This is a genomic window from Alteromonas sp. CH_MED4-4 (assembly GCF_037029575.1).
Classification (GTDB): Bacteria; Pseudomonadota; Gammaproteobacteria; order Enterobacterales; family Alteromonadaceae; genus Alteromonas; species Alteromonas macleodii.
In genome coordinates, this window is sequence record NZ_JAYMEU010000003.1 from 85,574 (window position 1) to 105,688 (window position 20,115).

Here is a 20,115-nt window from a genome sequence, read left to right on the forward strand (position 1 = left end):
TCGTTCTCTAAAACAATCACTCTAACTGACTGTATTATGCCGATATCGGCGATTGTTCGCTACGTCGAGAGAGTAAAGCTTGTGTAACTTCTTTTTGTTTTTCGTCATTTAATGGGTACAGACAGATTAACGCCGCGCCAGCAAAGCCAAATAGCGCCGGTATCCAACTCATTAAAGACTTCATTCCTGGAAGCGTTTGATTAATTGTATTGATATCAAGACCGTTATAGCCATAGCTTCCTAATACCAACAAGACGAGCGCCCCTGCGAAGCCTCCCCCTGTTTTTTGAACAAAAGAGCCTGCAGAGTAGACGAGTCCGGTGGCTCTTCGACCTGTCTTATATTCGCTGTAGTCTGCCGAGTCTCCTAGCATAGAGAAAAATAAGGTAGGCAATATGGCTGCAAAAAACTCTGCACTGCAACCTAGAATGAATATGGCGCTCACGCTTTTCTGAGGAACAAAATAAATGCCAGAGGTCAATACGCTACTTGCTAACAGCGCGATAATAAAGAGCTTCTTGCGACCAAACATAGCGGCTAATTTGGACGTTGCTAATGCGCCGAAAATCGACACCACCAGCAGTGAAATGAAAAAGTAGCCTGTGAGTAGCTCATTGCCCATGTAATATTTGAAATAGTAGGCAATAACGCCATATTTGATGCCATTAAACATCATGGTTAGAAAACCCATTCCTAACAAAATTAGCCAGGGTTTGTTGGAAAGCAGGTCGATAATATCCTGCTGAGAACGGGTGTTCTCGGCTTCCGGTCGGCGAGTTAACCGTTTAATTGCAATAGTAGTAAGCGCTATAACAGTAATGAAGATTGCCCCAGTTAAAACGTCTCGATAATAAAAGAAGGCAGTTATTGCTGAAAGAGGAACTAGAATTAACGGTAGTTGCTTTCCCAAGTCGATGAGTTCAGATGTTAGTGAACGAGGAGCGGGCGCTACTTGGGTACCTGTCTCTGTTTTTGGAGAGTCCAGTTTAGTGACTTGAGGCTTCGAAACCTGCTGCAACGTAACGCGCTCTTTCGTGGTAAAAACTGTTACACACATTAGTATGACAAGCAACGTGGCAAACAACCACATGGTATATTGGTACCCTACAGCAGTGTTCCCTTGGCCTAGCAAGTCCACCAGCATAGGCAAACATCCCATAACAAGCAGTCCACCAAAGAATGCCCCAGCAAAACGAAAGCCAGACAAACTTGTACGCTCTCTATCATCACTGGTCATCACGCCCATTAGCGCTGAGTACGGTACATTATTAACCGTATACGCTAAGGTTAGTCCGATGTAGGTCAGGTAAGCGTAAATGAGTTTGCCTGAATACGAGAGATCAGGTGTGGTAAAGCAAAGGACCATGAAAAGGCCAAGAAAAGGAGTGGAGCCTAATATCCAAGGGCGAAACTTTCCCATCTTAGTCTGGGTTCTGTCAGCAATCATTCCCATGATAATATCGGTCACACCGTCAGAAAGACGAACGACAAGAAATAGCATCGCAGCTGCAGCGGCTGTAATACCGAACGTATCGGTATAAAATACCGCCAAATATGCTAGTGCGCCCCGCCAAACTAAATTGGCCGCAGCGTCGCCCATGCCATAACCCACTTTTTCTTTTAATGTCAGCTTATGGTTCATTGCTATTTCCACTGTTGTTATGTTCGACTTGCTATGAGCGCTTTATAAGCATTGGCACTAAGTTTAAGCGTACGCTTTTGCGTTTCAAAATCCACATAAACTAGCCCAAATCGCTTTTCATATCCTTCCGCCCACTCGAAGTTATCAAGGAGGCTCCATGCGAAGTAACCACTCACTTCTACTCCATCAATCACTGCGTTGTGTACCATGTTTAAATGGGAATTGTAGTAATCAACCCGATCCACATCATTAACAAGACCATCTTTGAGTTCGTCTGCCATTGCAGCACCATTTTCAGTTATAAAAATGGGAGGGAGCGTATATCGTTCGTTTAATGAAGTAAGTAAATCATAAAGCGCTTTTGGATAGATTTCCCAACCAATATCGGTCAATGGACCTTGATGAGGATGCTCGAAATACAATGCGCCTTTCTCTTTGGGCGCAGAATAGTGTAATCGCGTGTAGAAATTTACCCCTAAGAAATCGATGGGCTGACAGATTGTCTCCATATCACCAGCTTCAACTGGTGGTCTATCCGCTTCGTCTATATCAAATAACACTTCGGGGTAGCTTCCCTCCATTACAGGCTGCATATACCATTGGTTGATATAGTCATCTGCTTTGCGGGTGGCTAAGAGGTCTTCTTTCTTTTGTGTAGCGGGGTAGCATGGCGTAAAATTCAATACTATACCGGCTTCGCTATTTGGGACATTTTTTCTAAGCACCTTCATCCCAAGGCCGTGTGCTAGCAAAATGTGATGAGCCGCAGTTCTTCCGTATTTTCTACCCGTTCTGCCCGGGGCGTGTACGCCTATTTCATACCCTAAATAAGCACTGCAAAAAGGTTCATTGAACGTTGCATAGGAAAAAACGGACTCGCCTAACGCCTGCGTTATTTTGTCAACATAGTCTTCAAATGCAAAAGCAGTTTGTCGGTAAAGCCACCCACCCTTATCTTCCAGGTGCTGAGGGAGATCCCAGTGATAAAGGGTAACAAATGGCTTAATGCCTTTTTCATTTAACGCATCAACTAGCGTTTTATAAAAGGCAACGCCTTTTGGGTTTAGCTCACCTTCTTGAGTGATAACGCGCGGCCAAGAAATAGAGAAACGGTAAGCGTCTACATTTAAGTCTAACAAAATGTCGAAATCTTCTCTCCAGCGAGCAATATGATCACAGGCGACATCGCCATTGGAGTGATCAGCGATGGCTGAAGGCCGTTCACAAAATCTATCCCAAATACATTCGAGACGGTTATCGACATCCCCTTCTATCTGAAAACTTGACGTGGCAGTTCCATAAAGAAACGAATTTTTGAGTAAGGGACTGCCTGCGGGAAGCGAAATGTTTTTCATATGTCGATAACCTTTTTCTTACTGCACAAATTCTAAACGGATGCTGGCAGTACAATGAATCTGAAATAACAAAGCGGTTTATATCACAAATAAAAAACAATTAGAAAGCGCTTTCTCATATTTATGTCATTTTTACGTTAATGGAATTAAGTGACTGATAATATTTAAATGACTATTACCGGAATCTAATGGAGCTTTGGTTTTATTGTAAAGTACTGAATTAAATTGTTTTTAGTTTTCCTGTGAGAAGTTTGGTGTTCTCGATACAGTTGTTGCCTGTGAATTAATTGTAAAAAATGTGTTGATCTTAAACTTTTGTTGAATTAATGTTCGGAAAGCGCTTTCTTACGTCTGGGTGTTCTAGCTTCTCTTTGGGAAAGCCCTTTCTGGTAGCGCATAAGGTTCACAACTCACATAAAAGCCACTATTAAAGAGAGATAGACCGTGACACAAACAACACCAAATAAAAGCAAGATCGCAGCAAGTTTGTCATTGATACTCGGGACCGCTTTGAGTAGCGGTGTGATGTCATCTGCGACGGCGCAAGAAACAGAAAAAGACATAGAAGTTATTCAGGTATCAGGTATACGAAGTAGTGTTCAAGAGTCGATGGGTATCAAGCGTGACTCTGCTGGTGTTGTTGATGCCATCTCAGCAGAAGATATTGGTAAATTTCCTGATACTAACTTAGCAGAGTCACTACAGCGTATTACTGGTATTTCAATTAGTCGGAATAATGGTGAAGGAAGCCAAGTCACAGCGCGTGGTTTTGGACCTGACTTTAATATGGTAACGCTGAATGGACGTACGATGCCTGGTTCTGCGTTACCTGGTGGTGGCGGAGCAGCAAATTCTCGCGCCTTCGATTTTTCTGACCTTGCTTCTGAAAGTGTTAGAGCGGTTGAAGTGTACAAAACAGGTAGAGCGAGTATTGCAACTGGGGGGATTGGGGCTACGGTAAATATACGAACAGCACGTCCCTTTCAAGCATCTGACAATGGCATTACCGCAAGTGTAGGCGCAAAAGCACTGCATGATACGACTAACCGTGTAGGTGATGATGTTACGCCTGAAGTATCTGGCTTCATCAATTACCTCAATGATGACAATACCTTTGGCGTTACGTTTACCGGTTCATTCCAACAGCGTGACAGTGCTGCACAAGGTGCGTTTGTGAACGAGTGGCGCGTAAATCCATTTGATGGCACGGTGCCCCAATCACCTGATCCAGCGAACCCAGATAGCGGTGACCCAATTGTGCTGAACAACGCACCAGCCATGGGACAGCTTTTCGCCATTCCCTCAGATTTACGTTATTACATGGCAGACCGAGAGCGTGAAAGAACGAATGCACAGCTAACGTTCCAGTTTGCTCCTTCAGAAAAAATGACGGCCACGCTTGATTACACCTATTCAAAGCAAGACTTATACGAAGCTCGAGCCGAGCAATCGATATGGATGGATGATAGGTACTTCACCGAACTAACCTTTGATGATGAAACGGTAAAAACGCCAGTATTGATAACTCAAGAACGCCGAGATTTGCTACCTCGTGATCTAGGCTTGGCGCTTCAAGAACTAAACCAAGTCAACGAAAACAAGTCGATCGGCTTAAACCTTGAGTACTTCGTAAATGACGAGCTAACTCTAGTCTTCGACCTTCATAATTCGACGGCAGAAGGACGCCCAGATGCGCCCTATGGAACGTGGACAAATCTTGGTTTAGGCGCAAACGTAGTTAAAGGGCAAGGTGTCGATTTCAGAGGCGACTTCCCTATTATGTTCGTCGATTTTGACGATGAAGCTCGTGATAATCTTAACGGTAATGGCGTGCTTGACCAAGATGACGTAGGTACATCGATATTGGACATGAATTTCTCGTCGCAAGACACCGAAATTACTCAAGCTCGTCTTGATGGCTCTTACGTTATGGATACCGGAAGCATTAACTTTGGTATTGAGTCACGCTCAATGGAGAGCACATCGCTCCAATCTCTAACCCGCCACACCATGGGCAACTGGGGAATTGAGAACCCGGGTGAGCTTCCTGCTGGTTCGTTAACACCGCTGGATTTGGCGAGTGAGTTTAGCGATTTCAATACTGAGGGGATGTTCTCTCAGGGCTTTACCGGTAGTGTTGCGCAAATTGGTGCATTCGCTGCTCAAGAATACGGTTTTGATTTTCTTGCCAACAACCCGTTTGCAACTAACCGTACTATTGAAGAAGACATAACTGCGGTTTATTTCGAATTGGATTTATCTGGCGAGTTAAACGGCATGGAGTACAACCTGTTGGCAGGTGTACGCTACGAAAATACCGATGTAACTTCAATTGCAAATATAAGTTTACCTAGCGGCATTGCGTGGGAAGGTAATAATGATTTCAACGTCCGTTTTGGAAGCGATATGGAAGATGTTGAAGTTGAATCAAGTTACGACCATGTACTTCCTGCATTAGATTTCGATATCGAAGTTGTTGAAAACATGATTGCACGATTCTCTTACAGTAAGACAATAGCGCGACCCACGTACAACAACTTGAGCGCCGCTGCGACAGTATCGCCTCAAAGCGGGCCGACAATTCTTACTGACAGCATTACCGCCACCGCGAGTTCAGGTAACCCATCGCTGATACCATTAGAATCAGACAACCTTGATCTTTCATTCGAATATTATTTCGATGAGACAAGCTATGTGTCGGTTGGTTTTTACGATAAGCGTGTTAAGAACTTTATCGGTAATGAACAAGTTGAAGAAAATATCTTTGGGTTGAGAGACGTTACCAATGGACCGCGTGCAGAGGCGGCTCGCGCTGAATTAGAGGCGCGTGGTATTCCAATTAATGACACGTCATTGTTTAACATGGTTGCTGCGATGGAAAACGGTATCGAGTATGACTCATTGACTGACGAACAGTTTGAGCAGCAATTCGATGTGCTGCCCAATAGCGAAGATCCGTTGATTACCTTCATTAACTCTAAACCTGTTAACAATAAAGCGGCGAATATTTACGGTTTCGAACTTGCTGCGCAGCACTTCTTTGGTGATAGCGGCTTCGGGGTACTGGCTAACTACACCACAGTGCAAGGTGATATTGGTTTTGATAATGACGCAAATCCATCGATAACTCAGTTTGCCCTTGTGGGACTAAGTGACACAGCAAACCTCATCTTGATGTATGAGAAAGATGCTTTGCAAGCGCGTATTGCCTACAACTGGCGTGATAAGTTCCTTGATACAACCTCTCAGTACATTAATGAGCCGGGCTATACCGAAGACTATTCACAAATAGACTTCAATGTTTCTTACGACATCACTGAAGATCTTACGGTGTCATTTGAAGGGATAAACATCACAGATGAAAATATCCGTAGACACGGCAGAACAAGTGCTATGTTGTGGAAATTAGATGAGCTTGGCGCTCGCTATGCACTGGGAGTTCGCTACAAGTTTTAACGATTGGGGTGTGTTTACCCGCTAAAGTGCTTAGGGTTGCGCTTTAGCGGGTTTTTTTGTCATAGTGCTGTTTGAATAGTAACCAGAAAAACGACTGAACATGTTTGTAGAAGTGCAGTGGGGCATATCGTGGTTCTTAACGTATGAGTGATAACGAAAGTCATAGCAGTATGCATCGGGTCGTCATTGTCGGTGGTGGTACGGCTGGGTGGCTTGCAGCAGGGATACTTGCCGCAAAACTAAGCGCGAATCACACCGTTACCTTGATAGAGTCACCCAACATCCCTTCTTTAGGAGTGGGCGAAGGCTCTTGGCCGTCACTGCGCGATACCCTTCTTGATATTGGTATTAGTGAAACGGAATTCTTAACGCTGTGTCATGGCGCTTTCAAGCAAGGCTCCAGCTTTGTTAATTGGCGTAAAGGCGGGCACTGCTATTATCATCCATTTACCGTTCCAACAGGCTACAACGAGCTCGATATTTATACATGTTGGAAATCAATCGCACCAAACACATCGTACGAAGATGTGTTTTCGTTACAAGCCGCCATGTGTGCCGCAGGCAAGGCGCCAAAGCAAATTGCTACGCCGGACTACGCCCATGTGCTCAATTACGGTTACCATTTCGACGCCACAAAGCTTGCTGAGCTGTTAAAAAATCATTGCGTAGACAAGTTAAATGTCGCTCATGTCGTTGGTCATGTTGACAGTGTTCACTCTCATCAAAACGGGGATATTGAAAGCGTATCAACAAAGGACGGGGAAAAAATAGTTGGCGATCTATTTATCGACTGCTCTGGCAGCAGGGGCTTGCTTATCAAGGAACACTTTACTATTCCCTGGGTACCGGTTAAGCGCACAATGCTCAACGATCGCGCCGTTGCGCTTCAAGTGCCTTATTCAAACGAAGATGCTGAAATAAAAAGTACCACAGTGGCCACTGCACAAACCTGTGGGTGGACGTGGGATATTGCGTTGCAGCACCGCCGAGGTGTAGGCCTAGTTTACTCTTCTCAATTCACAGATGAAGATCAAGCAAAGCAAGTGCTGATTGACTATGTTCGTGAACGTTACCCTAGTGCACAAGATGCAGAGCTTTCTTTTCGTACACTCTCCTTTGAGCCTGGCTATAGATCACAGTTTTGGGTAAAAAACTGTTTGAGCTTAGGTATGTCTTCGGGGTTTGTTGAACCGCTTGAAGCATCAGCCATTGCCATGGTCGAGCTTGGCTTACGTATGCTCTGTGAGGCTTTTCCGCAAAACAAAGCACACATGGAAATAGTCAGTAAGCGCTACAACTCGCGCTTTGCATATCGCTGGCAGCGCGTTATCGACTTTCTAAAACTACATTATGCTTTAAGCGATAGAGAAGAGCCGTATTGGTTAGCGCAAAGAGATAAGGCGTCCATACCCGATTCCCTCGCTGAATTGCTTGAACTGTGGAAGTATCAAAGCCCTTCACGTTTAGATCTTATCGAGAACGAAGAGATTTTCCCCTCTGCTAGCTATCAGTATGTACTGTATGGAATGGGCTTTTCTTCTTCTACATCGCCTTTACGGCTAAATGAAGAGCATAAGCGTAAAGCAGTTCACATTCGCGAAACCTTACAACAAACTAAAAACGCTTATCTGCAGGGATTGCCGTCTAACAGAGTTTTGCTCAATGATATTGCAAAGCGCTACAGCAACGAAAAACAACACGTGCCCTCGCATGCTCAACGTGAAAAGAACAAGCACGCTTCAGCTTCGAGTTGTAATGACATAAAAAATACTTCAGATAAAAAGGACACCTCTAATGACCGTATCGGGTTTAGATAGCAGTAAAAATCAAACGCCCGTTAAGAACGTTGTTATTGCGGGTGGCGGTACTGCGGGATGGATGGCAGCCACAGCGCTGTCACGGCTTTTGGGTAAGTCAATAAACGTTACGTTAGTCGAGTCGAAAGATATTGGTATTGTAGGTGTGGGCGAGGCGACTATTCCGCCTATTAGAACATTTCACAAGTTGCTTGGCATCGACGAAAAAGCATTTATGCGTGCCACACAAGCCACGTTCAAACTGGGTATTGAGTTTGAAAATTGGCGTGAACAAGGTCACAGCTATATTCATTCTTTTGGTATAACCGGAAGAGAGTGTTGGGCTGGCGAGTTTCACCATTTTTGGCTGAGGGCTAAAGAATACGGATTTGGTGGTGAATTTGGTGATTATTGCCCGGAACTTATTGCCGCTAAACAGAGCAAGTTCGCCACATCAGAAGCCATGCCGCTTAACTTTGCCTATCATTTTGATGCTGTTGCCTACGGTCGATTTTTAAAGTCTCTAGCGTGTGATGCTGGGGTAACTCACAAGGAAGGAGATATAGAAAAGGTCGTAGTATGCCCGCAATCAGGCAACATCCAGTCCCTTCGATTAGCAAGCGATGAAGTCATAGATGGCGACTTTTTCATAGACTGTACAGGCTTTAAAGGGCTGCTTATTGAACAAGCCCTTCACACCGGTTACGACGATTGGCGACACTATCTTTTCTGCGATAGTGCGGTAGCTATGCAAACTGAGCTTACAGCCCCACCTGTGCCATACACCAAAAGTGTGGCACATCAGGCCGGTTGGCGCTGGCAAATACCTCTTCAAGAACGAATGGGTAATGGATTGGTATTTTGTAGCCGATTTATGAGCGATGAAGACGCCATCAATACACTTAAATCGCAGGTGACAGGCGCGCCCATTAATGAGCCGAGAGTGATTCGTTTTACTCCTGGAAAACGCAGGCGTGGTTGGAATAAAAACTGCGTGGCGCTAGGGCTATCCAGTGGCTTTATTGAGCCTTTAGAGTCGACCAGCATCCATCTAATCATGACTGGCCTTATACGCTTAATGCGCCTATTCCCTTTTGATGGCATAACCCAAAGCGCAATCGACGAATACAATAATAAGTTTGATAGCGAAATGTCGGCCATACTCGATTTTATTGTTATGCATTACAAGGTGACACAGCGCGAGGACAGCCCCTTTTGGCAGCAATGCCAGCGCATGGAGATTCCGCCGTCACTTGAGCATAAATTGGCTTTATTTGCCGAGTCTGGCCGTGTGTTTTTAGATGACGGAGATATTTTCCGTGTTGATTCCTGGACCCAAGTATTAATGGGCCAAGGCATGACACCTAGCCAGTATCATCGTGTTGCCGACGAAATGAGTGAACAGTCACTTAGGCAGTTTATGGCAGGATTAAAGCAGCAAGTGGATCATCACGTGGCTAAACTCCCCTCTCACGAGGCCTTCCTAACACAGTATCTGAGATGAGTTATTAGAAGCGTTAGATGTTGGCGGCAGGTAGCGCGTTAACGATGAACCAAGCAGATTCTAACTAAAGAGTTACCAAACACACTGCATCAGCACCATACCCAGCTAGAAGTCTGGGTTTAGTGTTATCTAAATTGGGAAAAACGCATACAAAGTACTGAAATAGATAATCCATTTTGTAGTTTACGGTAGTTTGTTACTGTAAATGATTGCTGCTTTGCAGTTAAACGGTAGAATTGTACCGAAATTCTGCTAATATTTAGTACTTAACGGTAATAAACTACTGGATAAATGATGCAAACAGTCACACTGCAATTATTTAATCAAGGTCAATGGTGGGATGCTGCTACTTTGTGTTTCTCTGATGAGCGGATCAATGCAAGTTGTTCGCTGTACTATGAGCATGAATATATTGTTAAGGTCGCAAGCTATGAGGTCAAAGATTGCTGGGCATGCTCCGTCAATGCACCTATCAGCATTGTTCCTAAAGACTACCCTCATTGGCCAGCTCTATTAGATGATATTTTGCCGGTGGGTAAGTCTCGAGATTGGTGGCTTAGTTATCTTAATGTCAGCCGCTCAGACGAGTTTCAGCAAAATTACGCACTGTTGACTAGTGCTTGTATGTCGCCCGTTGGTAACTTAAGAATAAAAGAAGCCGTACCGACAGAAGCTAATATCGACTCTCGCCGTTTTCCAATTGAGAACGTGATTTCATTGCAATATGACTTTTTAGAGTATGCTAATGAACAAGGCGCCGCAGTAGGAGGGGCGACAGGAGCTGGTGGTGTTGCACCAAAACTGCTACTCATGCTTGAAGATGATAATGTTTTCATTGATGGGGACTTTGCAGGTAAGCCGTTGACCGCCACACCTTATTTAACCAAGTTTGCTAGAAATAGACGCTCAGCTCGAGATAACAACATCTTAAAAGCTGAGGGCGTTTTTTATAAGGCGCTTTCGGAGATTCTGAAGGATACCAATGTTTCCACCATCAATGTTGAAAAGCTAAAAATATTAGAAGATAAACAAAGTGGCCAAGCTAGTTTATGGCTACCTCGCTTTGACGTCCGCATAGAAAGTGGTGTGGCTAGTCGTATTGGATTGGAAAGTATTTATTCAATCATTAATGCCGAGCCTGGCAGCTATCAAGATCATTTTGATGTGATGGAGACGGTGTGGCGAAGAATAAATTCTGCAACTCAGATGACGAAAAACGAATTTGCTAAGCAATATGTTGTTAGAGATTTTTTAAATATTGTCTTCGGTAACTCAGACAATCACGGCCGCAACATTTCATTTTTAAAATATGACGGCGATATTTGTTTTGCACCCATCTATGATTTTGCTCCTATGAAAGCCGATGAAGAAGGGATAACCCGTTTATTTAAGTGGGGGCGAAGTTGCGAAGTAGGTGGGCACGTTAATTTTTTAATCATTGCAGAGCAGCTTTCAGATTTTTGTGAGCCTAATGAAATAATTTTATTTTTGCGGCAACTGGCAGAAAAACTAATCGACTTGCCTGAGAGGTTGAAAAGATTGCGTTGCCCAGATGAGATATTGAATTTTCCGGCGATTGGTTTTAGTAACACTAAAACTAAGTTAGTTGCAATGGGAGTCTATGATGGTTAGGTTGACGGGCGAACAACGAAAAGAAATTTTAGCTCAGCTTGAAGATGATCTTGCAAACAATATTATCGGCATAGGCGAACTAGTAAAGCAGGTTCGTACCCAACTTTATGGCATGACCCAAACACAGTACGCGAAATTTATTAAAGTGTCTGATAAAACATTGCGCGATATCGAGAAAGGGAATACCGATCCTCGCGTATCGGTACTAAATAAAATTTTAGCGCCTGGTGGTTTTCAACTTTCTGTTCGATCAGTTCGCCGCGATATATAAAAATATCTTTGAGGTGCATCAAGCCATGGGGTTTCATAAGAAATAAAAAAGCCCAGTATGTCTGGGCTTTAGCGGAGGCTTTTGGACTCCAACGGATATTATTCTATATTCTGGATCTGTTCGCGCATCTGCTCAATCAGTACCTTAAGTTCAACCGCCGATTGTGTGATGTCGGTGCTGATAGACTTTGAACCTAACGTGTTCGATTCGCGGTTAAACTCCTGCATCATGAAATCAAGACGGCGGCCTACTGCTCCACCCTTTTGAAGGATATTGCGGGTTTCTTTAACGTGAGCATTCAGACGATCTAACTCTTCCGCCACATCTACTTTTTGCGCAAGCATGATCATTTCTTGTTCAAAACGGCCTGCATCAAGCTCTACCTTTGCTTCTTCAAAGCGGGTTTGCACTTTTTCTCGCTGCCACACCATGATTTCAGGCATACGTGCGGCCACTTTTTCAGCTTCCACTTCAATGGCATCTAGGCGCTGCGTGATCATACCTTTAAGGGCTTCCCCTTCGGTAGCGCGGGCACTAATAAAATCGTTAAGTGCTTGGTCGAACGCGGCCATTACGTCAGCGTGGATGGTGTCCATATCGGCTTCTTCCGCTGCAATTACCCCAGGCCAGCGCAAAACGTCTAGAGGGTTAACCCCTGTGGATTGGCCATGGGATTGCACCCAGTCAGCGGCGTGAAGCACTTGCTTAGCCAACTCTTCGTTTAAGCTTAGCTTAGTTACAGCAGCATCGTTGGCAGTAAAACGCAGCGCACATTCCACCTTACCTCGAGCTAGCTTTTTACGGAATCGCTCACGTAAAACCGGCTCCAATGAGCGAAACTGTTCCGGCAGGCGAAAGTAAGTTTCTAAAAAGCGTTGGTTGACCGAGCGTATTTCCCACACGGCTGAGCCCCACTCTTTTTTGGTTTCTACGCGCGCAAACGCTGTCATGCTGTAAATCATAAATATCCTTTAAATTTAACTAAAAGCCTGCAAAAACAACCCGAACGTCGTGTTGTATACGTGAATATCTACAGCAGGTTTTCTTGTATTTTGTATATTAGCGCACATTTACGTAATTCAATAAGCAAACATGTAAAGTTCGTTTTTAACGGCCGCGGGTATTGCGTTATACTTAGGCGCAATTTCGTAGCTACATCGAATTTATAGGTTTTGACCGCGAATGGGGCTTTCTATTCACATATCGCCAATCAAACCTGTAAAACGCTACCCTTTTTTAAGCACTTACGTTGTGGAGAACACTATGCGTCCAAGCGGCAGAACCGCCAGTCAAATTCGCCCTGTTACAATTACTCGCCAATACACTTGTCACGCAGAAGGCTCTGTTCTTGTAGAGTTTGGTAACACTAAGGTGTTGTGTAATGCGACGGTAGAAGAAGGTGTGCCACGCTTTATGAAGGGCCAAGGGAAAGGCTGGATTACAGCTGAGTACAGCATGCTTCCACGTGCTACCCATACGCGAAGCGGCCGTGAAGCGGCGCGCGGTAAACAAGGCGGGCGCACGTTAGAGATCCAGCGTCTAATTGCGCGTTCACTACGCGCAGCGGTAGATTTAAAACTTCTGGGTGAAAACACCATTACGTTAGACTGCGACGTTATTCAGGCCGACGGCGGTACGCGCACAGCGTCAATCACCGGTGCGTGTGTAGCTCTTGTTGATGCACTTACTTACATGCGTGCAAAAGGCATTATCAAAACTAACCCGCTTAAACATATGATAGCCGCCCTTTCAGTGGGTATTTACGAAGGTACACCAATCGCTGACCTTGAGTACACCGAAGACTCTGAGGCAGAGACAGATATGAACATCGTAATGACCGAAACCGGCAAGCTGATTGAAGTTCAAGGTACTGCAGAGGGCGAACCGTTCTCGTTTGAAGAGCTTGACGAGATGCTGAAAATTGGTAAGCACGGTTTACGTGAATTGTTCGACATTCAAAAAGCGGCGCTAGCGTAAGCGAGTCATCGGCACGTAGTTAGAACCAACGCGTAAATTAGAAATTAAGAGGTCATCATGAAAGCGTTTCAGCGAGATTTTATTGAGTTTGCCATTGAGCGTGGCGTACTGAAATTTGGCGAATTCACTTTAAAGTCAGGCCGCGTAAGCCCGTACTTTTTCAATGCAGGTTTGTTTAATCGCGGTGGCGATTTGGCTAAGTTGGGGCGTTTTTACGCTGATGCGTTAATGGACGCAGGCGTTGAGTTCGATGTACTTTTTGGTCCAGCCTATAAGGGCATTCCAATTGCGACAACAACAGCTGTTGCATTGGCAGATAGCCACGACCTTGATGTGCCTTATTGCTTCAACCGCAAAGAAGCGAAAACCCACGGTGAAGGCGGCAATCTAGTTGGCAGCCCACTAGAAGGTAAGGTTATGCTGGTGGATGACGTGATCACTGCGGGTACGGCTATTCGCGAATCGATGACCTTAATCGAGCAGCAGCAGGCTAGCTTGTCTGGCGTGCTGATTGCGCTAGACAGACAAGAGCGCGGTAATGGCGAACTGTCAGCTATTCAAGAGGTCGAGCGCGACTTTGGCACTCAGGTTATCTCTATTGTATCGCTTGCCGATGTCGTGGCTTATCTGACCGAGAAAGGCGGGTTTGATAGCGAAATCAGCGCCATTAACACCTATCGTGAAAATTATGGCATCTGATTTTGACAGCGCATTTAGCGCGGCTAGTCAGCATTTAGATGCGCTAGGATTGCGTTGCCCAGAGCCAGTAATGATGGTGCGTTTGAATATTCGAAAGCTGGCCGATGGGGAAACTTTATCGGTCACGGCTGACGATCCCTCAACGGCAAGAGATATTCCTAGCTTTTGCCGCTTTATGGACCACACGCTAGTCGCATCTCAAACCGAGACCATGCCTTATCAATACGTTATTAAGAAAGGGCGCGCTTAAGCGCCTTTTTTGTTACTGTTTCTATTCGCGGCCGCTAGCAGCCTGCAATAAAAGTTGCTTCAAAACCTGCTTGCTTCGCGAACAGGTACAGTGAATATCTGTCATGTGTAGCACTTCACCATTAAGCATTTTTTGAAGTACAGAAGCTCTAACGTTTAATGAGACAAAGCCGTCTTCGCTTGAAATTTGTTTCGACGCCATAACTATCTCCTTTTATCTAAAGTATTTAATGCACGGCAAAAGAGGCAAGCTGTTTACTTGCTTGGGGGACATAACTTTGCTCAAGGGTATGCTGAATGGCCGCGATTAGCCTGCATATAGAAGGATTGGTGGCATGCAGGGGTAATATGGCAATAAGCTGTTGCTGACATTCTTGCAAAATAGCGTGAGATTCTCGCTTCCTATGTTCTTCGGCAAGCAGAGAAGATAAGTACATTCCCATGGTGGAAAAGGCGAGTACGTCTTCTTGAACTACACTGACTTTCTGCGAAGAGGTTGGCTGAAGTGCATTAAGGATAACCTTTGCGGCCTCAAAGGTTTGATAGCCTAACTCTCTCGCATAATCCAATCTGCCCTGTTGATGGGCTTGCTGCGTCTGCGCTTGCATAGCATAGCGATACTGTCGCGCATTTGAAGGGTTTAGCTGTAGCCACTTTTTATAAACCGGGCACAGTCGCTGAACATTCATATAAGCACCTCCTGTTTTCTATTACACTGGTGCAAATAAGAATCATTATCAAATGTAAAGTTCAAAAAATCTATCAGGTTAATTTAAAATTTGGGTTCCATCTATTGTGATTTATCGCCTACCCCATTGGTAAGCGTATATAAAGAAAAGGAATTTTGGTTTACTGGCTGAGTAAATTTGACAGCCACCATATTAGAAGAACCGCAGCTGTGATAGCAATAACCGCTTTCATTTTGTAGCGCTTAATGAGCTGCTCAGCTTTGTCTCCTGCGTAATAGACCACGGCTGCGAGTCCGAAATAGCGAATTGAACGTGCAATAACAGTAGCTAAAAGAAAAAGTGGAAGTGAGTATTGGGTTGCACCTGCTGCGAGCATCGCAACCTGAAAAGGAATAGGGGCAATACCTAAGGTCATTACGAACCAAAAACCTTGGTTTTGCATCTGCTGTTTTACATTGTCGAATTGGTCTTGGCTAAAAAAAGTATCTATAAGCCACTGACCAACCATATCGAAGAGGTAGTAACCAAGGGCATAGCCGAAGACTGCGCCAATCACACAGCCTACGGTGGCCATTAATGCAATTTGCCAAAGTGACTCCCGTCTTGCTTGCATTAGTGGCACCATTACGGCTTCTAGTGGTATAGGAACAATAGTTGATTCTAAAAATGAGGCAAGAGTGATGCCCTTTAACATATGCTTAGAATCGACAAGCTTTTTGGTTTTGTGCTTAACCTTTTTACCTAGTTCCATGTAATCTCTACCACTTTATTTTTCTCTACTGCTTGTAAACAACTCCGTCTTTCATGACAAAAGACACGCTTTCCATAAGCGATATATCGTCAAGCGGGTTGCCTTGAACCGCGACAATGTCAGCCAGTTTTCCTTCTTCTAGGGTGCCAAGAATATCGCTTATGCCTAGTAAGCTCGCGCTATTCACGGTAGCACTAAGCAGAGCGTCAGAAGGCTTCATACCCGCTTCAACCATTAAAGAGAACTCTTGCGCATTGTCGCCGTGGGCTGATACACCACTGTCTGTACCAAAAGCAATTTTTACGCCTGCTTTATGCGCTTGTTCAAACGTATTTTGGATAAGCGGACCGATAGCGGCCGCTTTCGGGCGTACTAACTCTGGAAAGAAACCATCAATTTTAGCTTTGTCTGCTACGAACTTTCCTGCCAGTATTGTTGGCACATAGTAGGTGCCGTGCTTCTTCATTAATGTGCGAATTTCGTCGTCCATATAAGTGCCGTGTTCAATAGAGTCCACACCGGCTTCAATAGCCCGCTTCATGCCTTCTTTCCCATGAGCATGCACTGCTACTGTCATACCGTAGTCTTTTGCCGTTTCAACAATTGCTTCTAGTTCATCGGTCATGAACTGCGGGTTTTGGCCGCTTTTGGCAACGCTTAATACACCGCCGGTTGCCGTAATTTTGATCAAGTCCGCGCCATCTTGGTAACGAGTCCTTACTGCCTCTCGCGCTTCAGCTTCGCCATTAACCACTCCTTGCTTAGGGCCTACATCCGGGCGAAGTAAATGAGATAAGCCGTTACTTGGGTCGGCATGTCCACCTGTAGTAGCAATAGATTTAGCAACGGTATAAATACGCGGGCCTGTTGCATAGCCTTTACTAATAGCGTTCCTTAGCGCAACGGTTTCGTTGTAACCATCCCCTAAGTTGCGAACCGTGGTGAAGCCCGAATCTAACGTAATCTTAGCGTAGTTCGCTGCCCGTAATGCATAGTCGGCTTCATTTAGTGAAAAGCGCTCCAGATACGTTTGTGGACCACCATGTTGAGAAGACAAATGAACATGCATGTCCATCAGACCTGGCATAACGGTTGACGTCTTCAAGTCGATGACAGTATCGCCTTCTTGGGCTTCAGCAAACCCCTTTTTTACCGCTTTGATCTTGTTGTCTTCAACAACAATAGTCACATTTTCCTGAAGAGAGTTTGATGTGCCAGTAAACACTTTTCCTGCATGAATCAGCGTGTCGGCTACAGTGGAAAAGGGCGATGAGAGTAAGGCACTGGCAACGGCCAGCGTAAACAGAGGCTTGTTCATGATATAGGTCTTCTTGTTGATTGTTTTATAGACTATATCGAATGTAATGCAGTCAGAGGTATAACGCAAAACAAAGCGCTGTTAACGGTGCTTTATTGAAGATGAATTACGTTTTGATATGTTCGAAGAGACAGAAGCAGCAAAGTAGGCTAGTTGCTTACTTCACCTAAAATAAAGGTGATGCCGTTTGACTGAATACTAAATTGCGTGCCGGCTTCATCCGGTTTTTCATCAGCTTGTTCAAGCAGTTGATAATAGGCATTTTGATGTAGTCTTGCCCACAAGTTTCTGCGAACGCATAGGTAGGGAATGGGCGTTGCCTCTGGATCTTGTATGGCTTTAGGCGGAACGCGAAGTTCGAGCTGATCAGCTCGCTCTAACCTTACGATGTCGCCCGTTTGTGTGGTAAACACATAGGTGCTGTCACTCGCTGATTCACCCTCTTCCCTATGCCATTGAGTTACAAGAAAAGGTGTGTCTTCAACGGTAATGCCTACTTTCTCTACGGGAGTAACTAAGAAGTACTTGTCACCTTCCCGCTTTAATACCGAAGCAAAAATCTGAACTAAGCTTGCGCGCCCAATAGGACTGCCTTCATAAAACCATCTTCCATCAAGCGCTATAGTTAGATTAATGTCACCGCAAAAATCGGGGTTCCATTGTTCAACAGGAGGTAAAGGGCGCGCTTTTGACGACGTGCCCTTAAGCTGCTGTTGAAATCTAGTTAGATCCACGCTCTTCAACCAATACTTTTAGTTCGCGTAGCTTTGCCTTTATGCGACGCATGTTATCTGGGCCAGTACGAAGAAGTTGTTTCTGTGGCTCGTTTAAACTCTCTAGACGATCATCAGCATACTTGAAGGCGACCGAGTCGGTGTAAACCTCTACAGGAACCGGCACTTCAGGTGTATCAAGAAGCTGATCAATCGCTTCAAGCAATACGCTGTTGAAATCTTGGTCAGGGCTTCCAATTTCGGCGTACTTCGCCTGAATATCGTCTTTATAAATACCGTATATGTTAAGCAGTGCTTCGTTATTGAATGACTCCAACATATCTACGTATGGTGTATAACGTTTATAGCTTGCTGCATCAATCCATTGCTTGCCTGCTTGAGAGTATACGCGGAAGTTCTGCTCAGGTGACGTTAGTAACTGGTGATTAGGCGCCATTTCATCATTTGCTAGATTCGTAACCGACACCACAAAGCGTTGAATTAGACCTTCATCAACCAGCATGCGGTTAACGGTTTCTTCGCTCGCAGACGAACTCTCAATAAGTGAAGCTTTCACCGCAGGATCGCTGGTATCCAGAGGTTCCGGTTCTGGTTCAACTGGCTCTGGAAGCGGCTCAACCTCGTCTTTTTCCTCAAGCTCTACTGTTGGGGCTGGCTGAGTAGGCTCAAATACTTCAGGTTCTTCTGGCGTAGTCACTTCAGGTTCGGTCACTTCGGGCTCAGGAGTAACTACAGGCTCAGGCTCATCGTCGCTGGGCCAAAACACAACAGCCAGAATAACAACAAGAAGGATGCCTACAATGATAATGTGTGGGCCTAACGATTTCTTTTCCGACGATTCGCTCATAATGACTCCGCTACAAAACTATCCTTTTGGTAATACTACCAGAGATAACACCCAAATTTAGAAAATCAATCAAGAGAAATGTTCCCTTAGATTGTAAATTCCTTATTTTGAACACTTTTTAACGTAAAAAAGTCACTTTCCGATTTCTTTTTATACAAATTTAGTGGAAAACCCTCATTTTTTCTTCTCATTCACATTCGATATTATGTAAATGCAAAAATAATTTTAAAACAAATGTTTAACAAATTGGGTTTGTGTACTAATGTGTTGATTAGTCATTGAAAAGCAAATGCTAGCTCGTTGTTATCTATAATAATTAATGAATATTTCGAGCCTCACGACCCCGTTTCAACTTAAATGTGCCCTTATAGGATAATTAGCGTGAGTAAGTTTAGACAGTATCACCCCAAATTACACCGAGCAGTAAAACGCTACAGTGTTATGCAGCATCTAATCATGCTGGGAGTAATGCTTTATCTCCTTCTAAATATCAATAACTTGTCAACCAAGCATCAGATCATTGCTGTGGCGACTGTCATTGTTATGAGTATACAAAATGGCTTTATACTGTCTAAAGCGAAAGTCGCTTTAGCTGTTGAAGGCCCTAGGTTGCTGGTATTTCCATTACTATGGATTGCTTCTGGAATGGGAACGGCGGCGTTCCTATACAGTGCCTGCTCTCTTGCATCCTTACTGGTGTTGGCAAATGCAGTACGGTTTAAAAACCACCGACCTCCGCTAGATCTATCTAATGAACCTGAGCACCTTGCCTAACGTATATATTCTGCTTTTTCGCCCTAACTTCCGTCATTAAATAAGAATATAGGGCGTGCAAGGTGCATACTTAGTTCATGAGGTAGAAAAATGCAGAAGTTCTATTTTCGAGATATTGAAGAGTCGCCAACCGCGATAGATTATCTGGAAGTTCAGTCGTATGAGATGAATGTTTACCTGGTTTATCTCACTATCGGCAGTCAAAGTGGCATGCTTTACGACAACAAAGATAAGCCCATGCGTTTTTTTAGTGCTGGCCACATTCGCGAAGCCTTCGCGCATTGTCATGTTCAGCAGGCGGTAATGAAGCACGATACGCCTTACGATGAAATGATTGGCAACCCGCCAAAAAGCAAAGAGCAGATGGCGTTACCGTTCAGCATGGATTTGCCTTATTAGACTGTTGTGCGAGTGCTATACG

19 protein-coding genes are annotated in these 20,115 nt (G+C 44.5%); 10 read left to right on the plus strand and 9 right to left on the minus strand.

The window, feature by feature from the left end; translation table 11 throughout:
- Window positions 1–34 precede the first annotated feature (34 nt).
- Entirely contained in the window at window positions 35–1,642 is a 1,608-nt protein-coding gene (locus WA381_RS03260; protein WP_156087300.1) for an MFS transporter, read from the minus strand.
- Between the two features lie 17 nt (window positions 1,643–1,659).
- Window positions 1,660–2,997 carry a GH1 family beta-glucosidase gene (locus tag WA381_RS03265; protein WP_156087299.1) on the minus strand — a complete coding sequence of 446 codons (1,338 nt, stop codon included), beginning with the start codon at window positions 2,995–2,997 and terminating at the stop codon, window positions 1,660–1,662.
- Window positions 2,998–3,522: 525 nt separating this feature from the next.
- Between WA381_RS03265 and WA381_RS03270 the strand changes: the two genes are divergently transcribed.
- From WA381_RS03270 to WA381_RS03290, 5 genes are all read left to right on the plus strand, one after another.
- Complete coding sequence (locus WA381_RS03270; protein WP_014977831.1) at window positions 3,523–6,453, plus strand: TonB-dependent receptor; 2,931 nt, start codon at window positions 3,523–3,525, stop codon at window positions 6,451–6,453.
- 143 nt (window positions 6,454–6,596) lie between these two features.
- Window positions 6,597–8,270: a tryptophan halogenase family protein gene (locus WA381_RS03275; protein ID WP_156087298.1), complete on the plus strand. Its 1,674-nt coding sequence runs from the start codon at window positions 6,597–6,599 to the stop codon at window positions 8,268–8,270.
- Window positions 8,248–9,753: a tryptophan halogenase family protein gene (locus WA381_RS03280; protein WP_156087297.1), complete on the plus strand. Its 1,506-nt coding sequence runs from the start codon at window positions 8,248–8,250 to the stop codon at window positions 9,751–9,753. Before WA381_RS03275 ends, WA381_RS03280 begins: the two co-directional genes overlap by 23 nt.
- 294 nt (window positions 9,754–10,047) lie before the next feature.
- A complete protein-coding gene (locus tag WA381_RS03285; RefSeq protein WP_156087387.1) occupies window positions 10,048–11,385 on the plus strand; it encodes a HipA domain-containing protein in 1,338 nt (445 codons plus the stop codon).
- Complete coding sequence (locus tag WA381_RS03290) at window positions 11,375–11,656, plus strand: helix-turn-helix transcriptional regulator (protein ID WP_231506591.1); 282 nt, start codon at window positions 11,375–11,377, stop codon at window positions 11,654–11,656. The genes WA381_RS03285 and WA381_RS03290 overlap by 11 nt, the downstream gene beginning before the upstream one ends.
- Window positions 11,657–11,754: 98 nt before the next feature.
- Here the strand turns inward: WA381_RS03290 and WA381_RS03295 are convergent, their stop codons facing one another.
- The gene (locus tag WA381_RS03295) at window positions 11,755–12,618 is read right to left on the minus strand and encodes a YicC/YloC family endoribonuclease (RefSeq protein WP_156087296.1); all 864 of its coding nucleotides are present in this window, start codon (window positions 12,616–12,618) and stop codon (window positions 11,755–11,757) included.
- A gap of 301 nt (window positions 12,619–12,919) precedes the next feature.
- On the opposite strand from WA381_RS03295, the gene rph reads away from it, so the two are divergent.
- Genes rph through tusA form a run of 3 tightly spaced genes read left to right on the plus strand, consistent with a single transcriptional unit; the run spans window position 12,920 to window position 14,582 of the window.
- A complete protein-coding gene (gene rph / locus WA381_RS03300; RefSeq protein WP_014951432.1) occupies window positions 12,920–13,633 on the plus strand; it encodes a ribonuclease PH in 714 nt (237 codons plus the stop codon).
- 57 nt (window positions 13,634–13,690) lie between these two features.
- On the plus strand, window positions 13,691–14,332 hold the full coding sequence (pyrE, locus tag WA381_RS03305; RefSeq protein WP_156087295.1) for an orotate phosphoribosyltransferase: 642 nt from the start codon (window positions 13,691–13,693) through the stop codon (window positions 14,330–14,332).
- Window positions 14,322–14,582 carry a sulfurtransferase TusA gene (gene tusA / locus WA381_RS03310; RefSeq protein ID WP_014951430.1) on the plus strand — a complete coding sequence of 87 codons (261 nt, stop codon included), beginning with the start codon at window positions 14,322–14,324 and terminating at the stop codon, window positions 14,580–14,582. Before pyrE ends, tusA begins: the two co-directional genes overlap by 11 nt.
- A 21-nt stretch (window positions 14,583–14,603) precedes the next feature.
- On the opposite strand, the gene WA381_RS03315 is transcribed toward tusA, so the two are convergent.
- From WA381_RS03315 to WA381_RS03340, 6 genes are all read right to left on the minus strand, one after another.
- Window positions 14,604–14,783 (minus strand): hypothetical protein, encoded by a 180-nt coding sequence (locus WA381_RS03315; RefSeq protein ID WP_014951429.1) that lies wholly within the window; start codon window positions 14,781–14,783, stop codon window positions 14,604–14,606.
- A 25-nt stretch (window positions 14,784–14,808) separates the two neighbouring features.
- Window positions 14,809–15,270, minus strand: coding sequence for a hypothetical protein (locus WA381_RS03320; protein ID WP_156087294.1), 462 nt, complete (start codon window positions 15,268–15,270; stop codon window positions 14,809–14,811).
- Between the two features lie 160 nt (window positions 15,271–15,430).
- Window positions 15,431–16,021 (minus strand): YqaA family protein, encoded by a 591-nt coding sequence (locus WA381_RS03325; RefSeq protein WP_156087293.1) that lies wholly within the window; start codon window positions 16,019–16,021, stop codon window positions 15,431–15,433.
- A 25-nt stretch (window positions 16,022–16,046) separates the two neighbouring features.
- Window positions 16,047–17,339 (minus strand): amidohydrolase family protein, encoded by a 1,293-nt coding sequence (locus WA381_RS03330; RefSeq protein ID WP_156087292.1) that lies wholly within the window; start codon window positions 17,337–17,339, stop codon window positions 16,047–16,049.
- A gap of 149 nt (window positions 17,340–17,488) precedes the next feature.
- A complete protein-coding gene (locus WA381_RS03335) occupies window positions 17,489–18,073 on the minus strand; it encodes a DUF1285 domain-containing protein (RefSeq protein WP_156087291.1) in 585 nt (194 codons plus the stop codon).
- Window positions 18,060–18,920, minus strand: coding sequence for a DUF3014 domain-containing protein (locus tag WA381_RS03340; RefSeq protein WP_156087290.1), 861 nt, complete (start codon window positions 18,918–18,920; stop codon window positions 18,060–18,062). Before WA381_RS03340 ends, WA381_RS03335 begins: the two co-directional genes overlap by 14 nt.
- 381 nt (window positions 18,921–19,301) lie before the next feature.
- On the opposite strand from WA381_RS03340, the gene WA381_RS03345 reads away from it, so the two are divergent.
- Both WA381_RS03345 and WA381_RS03350 read left to right on the plus strand, forming a co-directional pair.
- Complete coding sequence (locus tag WA381_RS03345; protein WP_014951423.1) at window positions 19,302–19,694, plus strand: hypothetical protein; 393 nt, start codon at window positions 19,302–19,304, stop codon at window positions 19,692–19,694.
- Between the two features lie 90 nt (window positions 19,695–19,784).
- Window positions 19,785–20,093, plus strand: a complete 309-nt coding sequence (locus WA381_RS03350) for a DUF6482 family protein (protein WP_014951422.1) — start codon at window positions 19,785–19,787, stop codon at window positions 20,091–20,093.
- The last annotated feature ends 22 nt before the right edge of the window (window positions 20,094–20,115 follow it).

Excerpts from the sequence above, each read along its gene's own strand:
- WA381_RS03260 (WP_156087300.1), bottom strand. The coding sequence starts at position 1,642 with ATGAACCATAAGCTGACATTAAAAGAAAAAGTGGGTTATGGCATGGGC.
- WA381_RS03265 (WP_156087299.1), bottom strand. The coding sequence starts at position 2,997 with ATGAAAAACATTTCGCTTCCCGCAGGCAGTCCCTTACTCAAAAATTCG.
- WA381_RS03270 (WP_014977831.1), top strand. The coding sequence starts at position 3,523 with ATGTCATCTGCGACGGCGCAAGAAACAGAAAAAGACATAGAAGTTATT.
- WA381_RS03275 (WP_156087298.1), top strand. The coding sequence starts at position 6,597 with ATGAGTGATAACGAAAGTCATAGCAGTATGCATCGGGTCGTCATTGTC.
- WA381_RS03280 (WP_156087297.1), top strand. The coding sequence starts at position 8,248 with ATGACCGTATCGGGTTTAGATAGCAGTAAAAATCAAACGCCCGTTAAG.
- WA381_RS03285 (WP_156087387.1), top strand. The coding sequence starts at position 10,048 with ATGCAAACAGTCACACTGCAATTATTTAATCAAGGTCAATGGTGGGAT.
- WA381_RS03290 (WP_231506591.1), top strand. The coding sequence starts at position 11,375 with ATGATGGTTAGGTTGACGGGCGAACAACGAAAAGAAATTTTAGCTCAG.
- WA381_RS03295 (WP_156087296.1), bottom strand. The coding sequence starts at position 12,618 with ATGATTTACAGCATGACAGCGTTTGCGCGCGTAGAAACCAAAAAAGAG.
- rph (WP_014951432.1), top strand. The coding sequence starts at position 12,920 with ATGCGTCCAAGCGGCAGAACCGCCAGTCAAATTCGCCCTGTTACAATT.
- pyrE (WP_156087295.1), top strand. The coding sequence starts at position 13,691 with ATGAAAGCGTTTCAGCGAGATTTTATTGAGTTTGCCATTGAGCGTGGC.
- tusA (WP_014951430.1), top strand. The coding sequence starts at position 14,322 with ATGGCATCTGATTTTGACAGCGCATTTAGCGCGGCTAGTCAGCATTTA.
- WA381_RS03315 (WP_014951429.1), bottom strand. The coding sequence starts at position 14,783 with ATGGCGTCGAAACAAATTTCAAGCGAAGACGGCTTTGTCTCATTAAAC.
- WA381_RS03320 (WP_156087294.1), bottom strand. The coding sequence starts at position 15,270 with ATGAATGTTCAGCGACTGTGCCCGGTTTATAAAAAGTGGCTACAGCTA.
- WA381_RS03325 (WP_156087293.1), bottom strand. The coding sequence starts at position 16,021 with ATGGAACTAGGTAAAAAGGTTAAGCACAAAACCAAAAAGCTTGTCGAT.
- WA381_RS03330 (WP_156087292.1), bottom strand. The coding sequence starts at position 17,339 with ATGAACAAGCCTCTGTTTACGCTGGCCGTTGCCAGTGCCTTACTCTCA.
- WA381_RS03340 (WP_156087290.1), bottom strand. The coding sequence starts at position 18,920 with ATGAGCGAATCGTCGGAAAAGAAATCGTTAGGCCCACACATTATCATT.
- WA381_RS03350 (WP_014951422.1), top strand. The coding sequence starts at position 19,785 with ATGCAGAAGTTCTATTTTCGAGATATTGAAGAGTCGCCAACCGCGATA.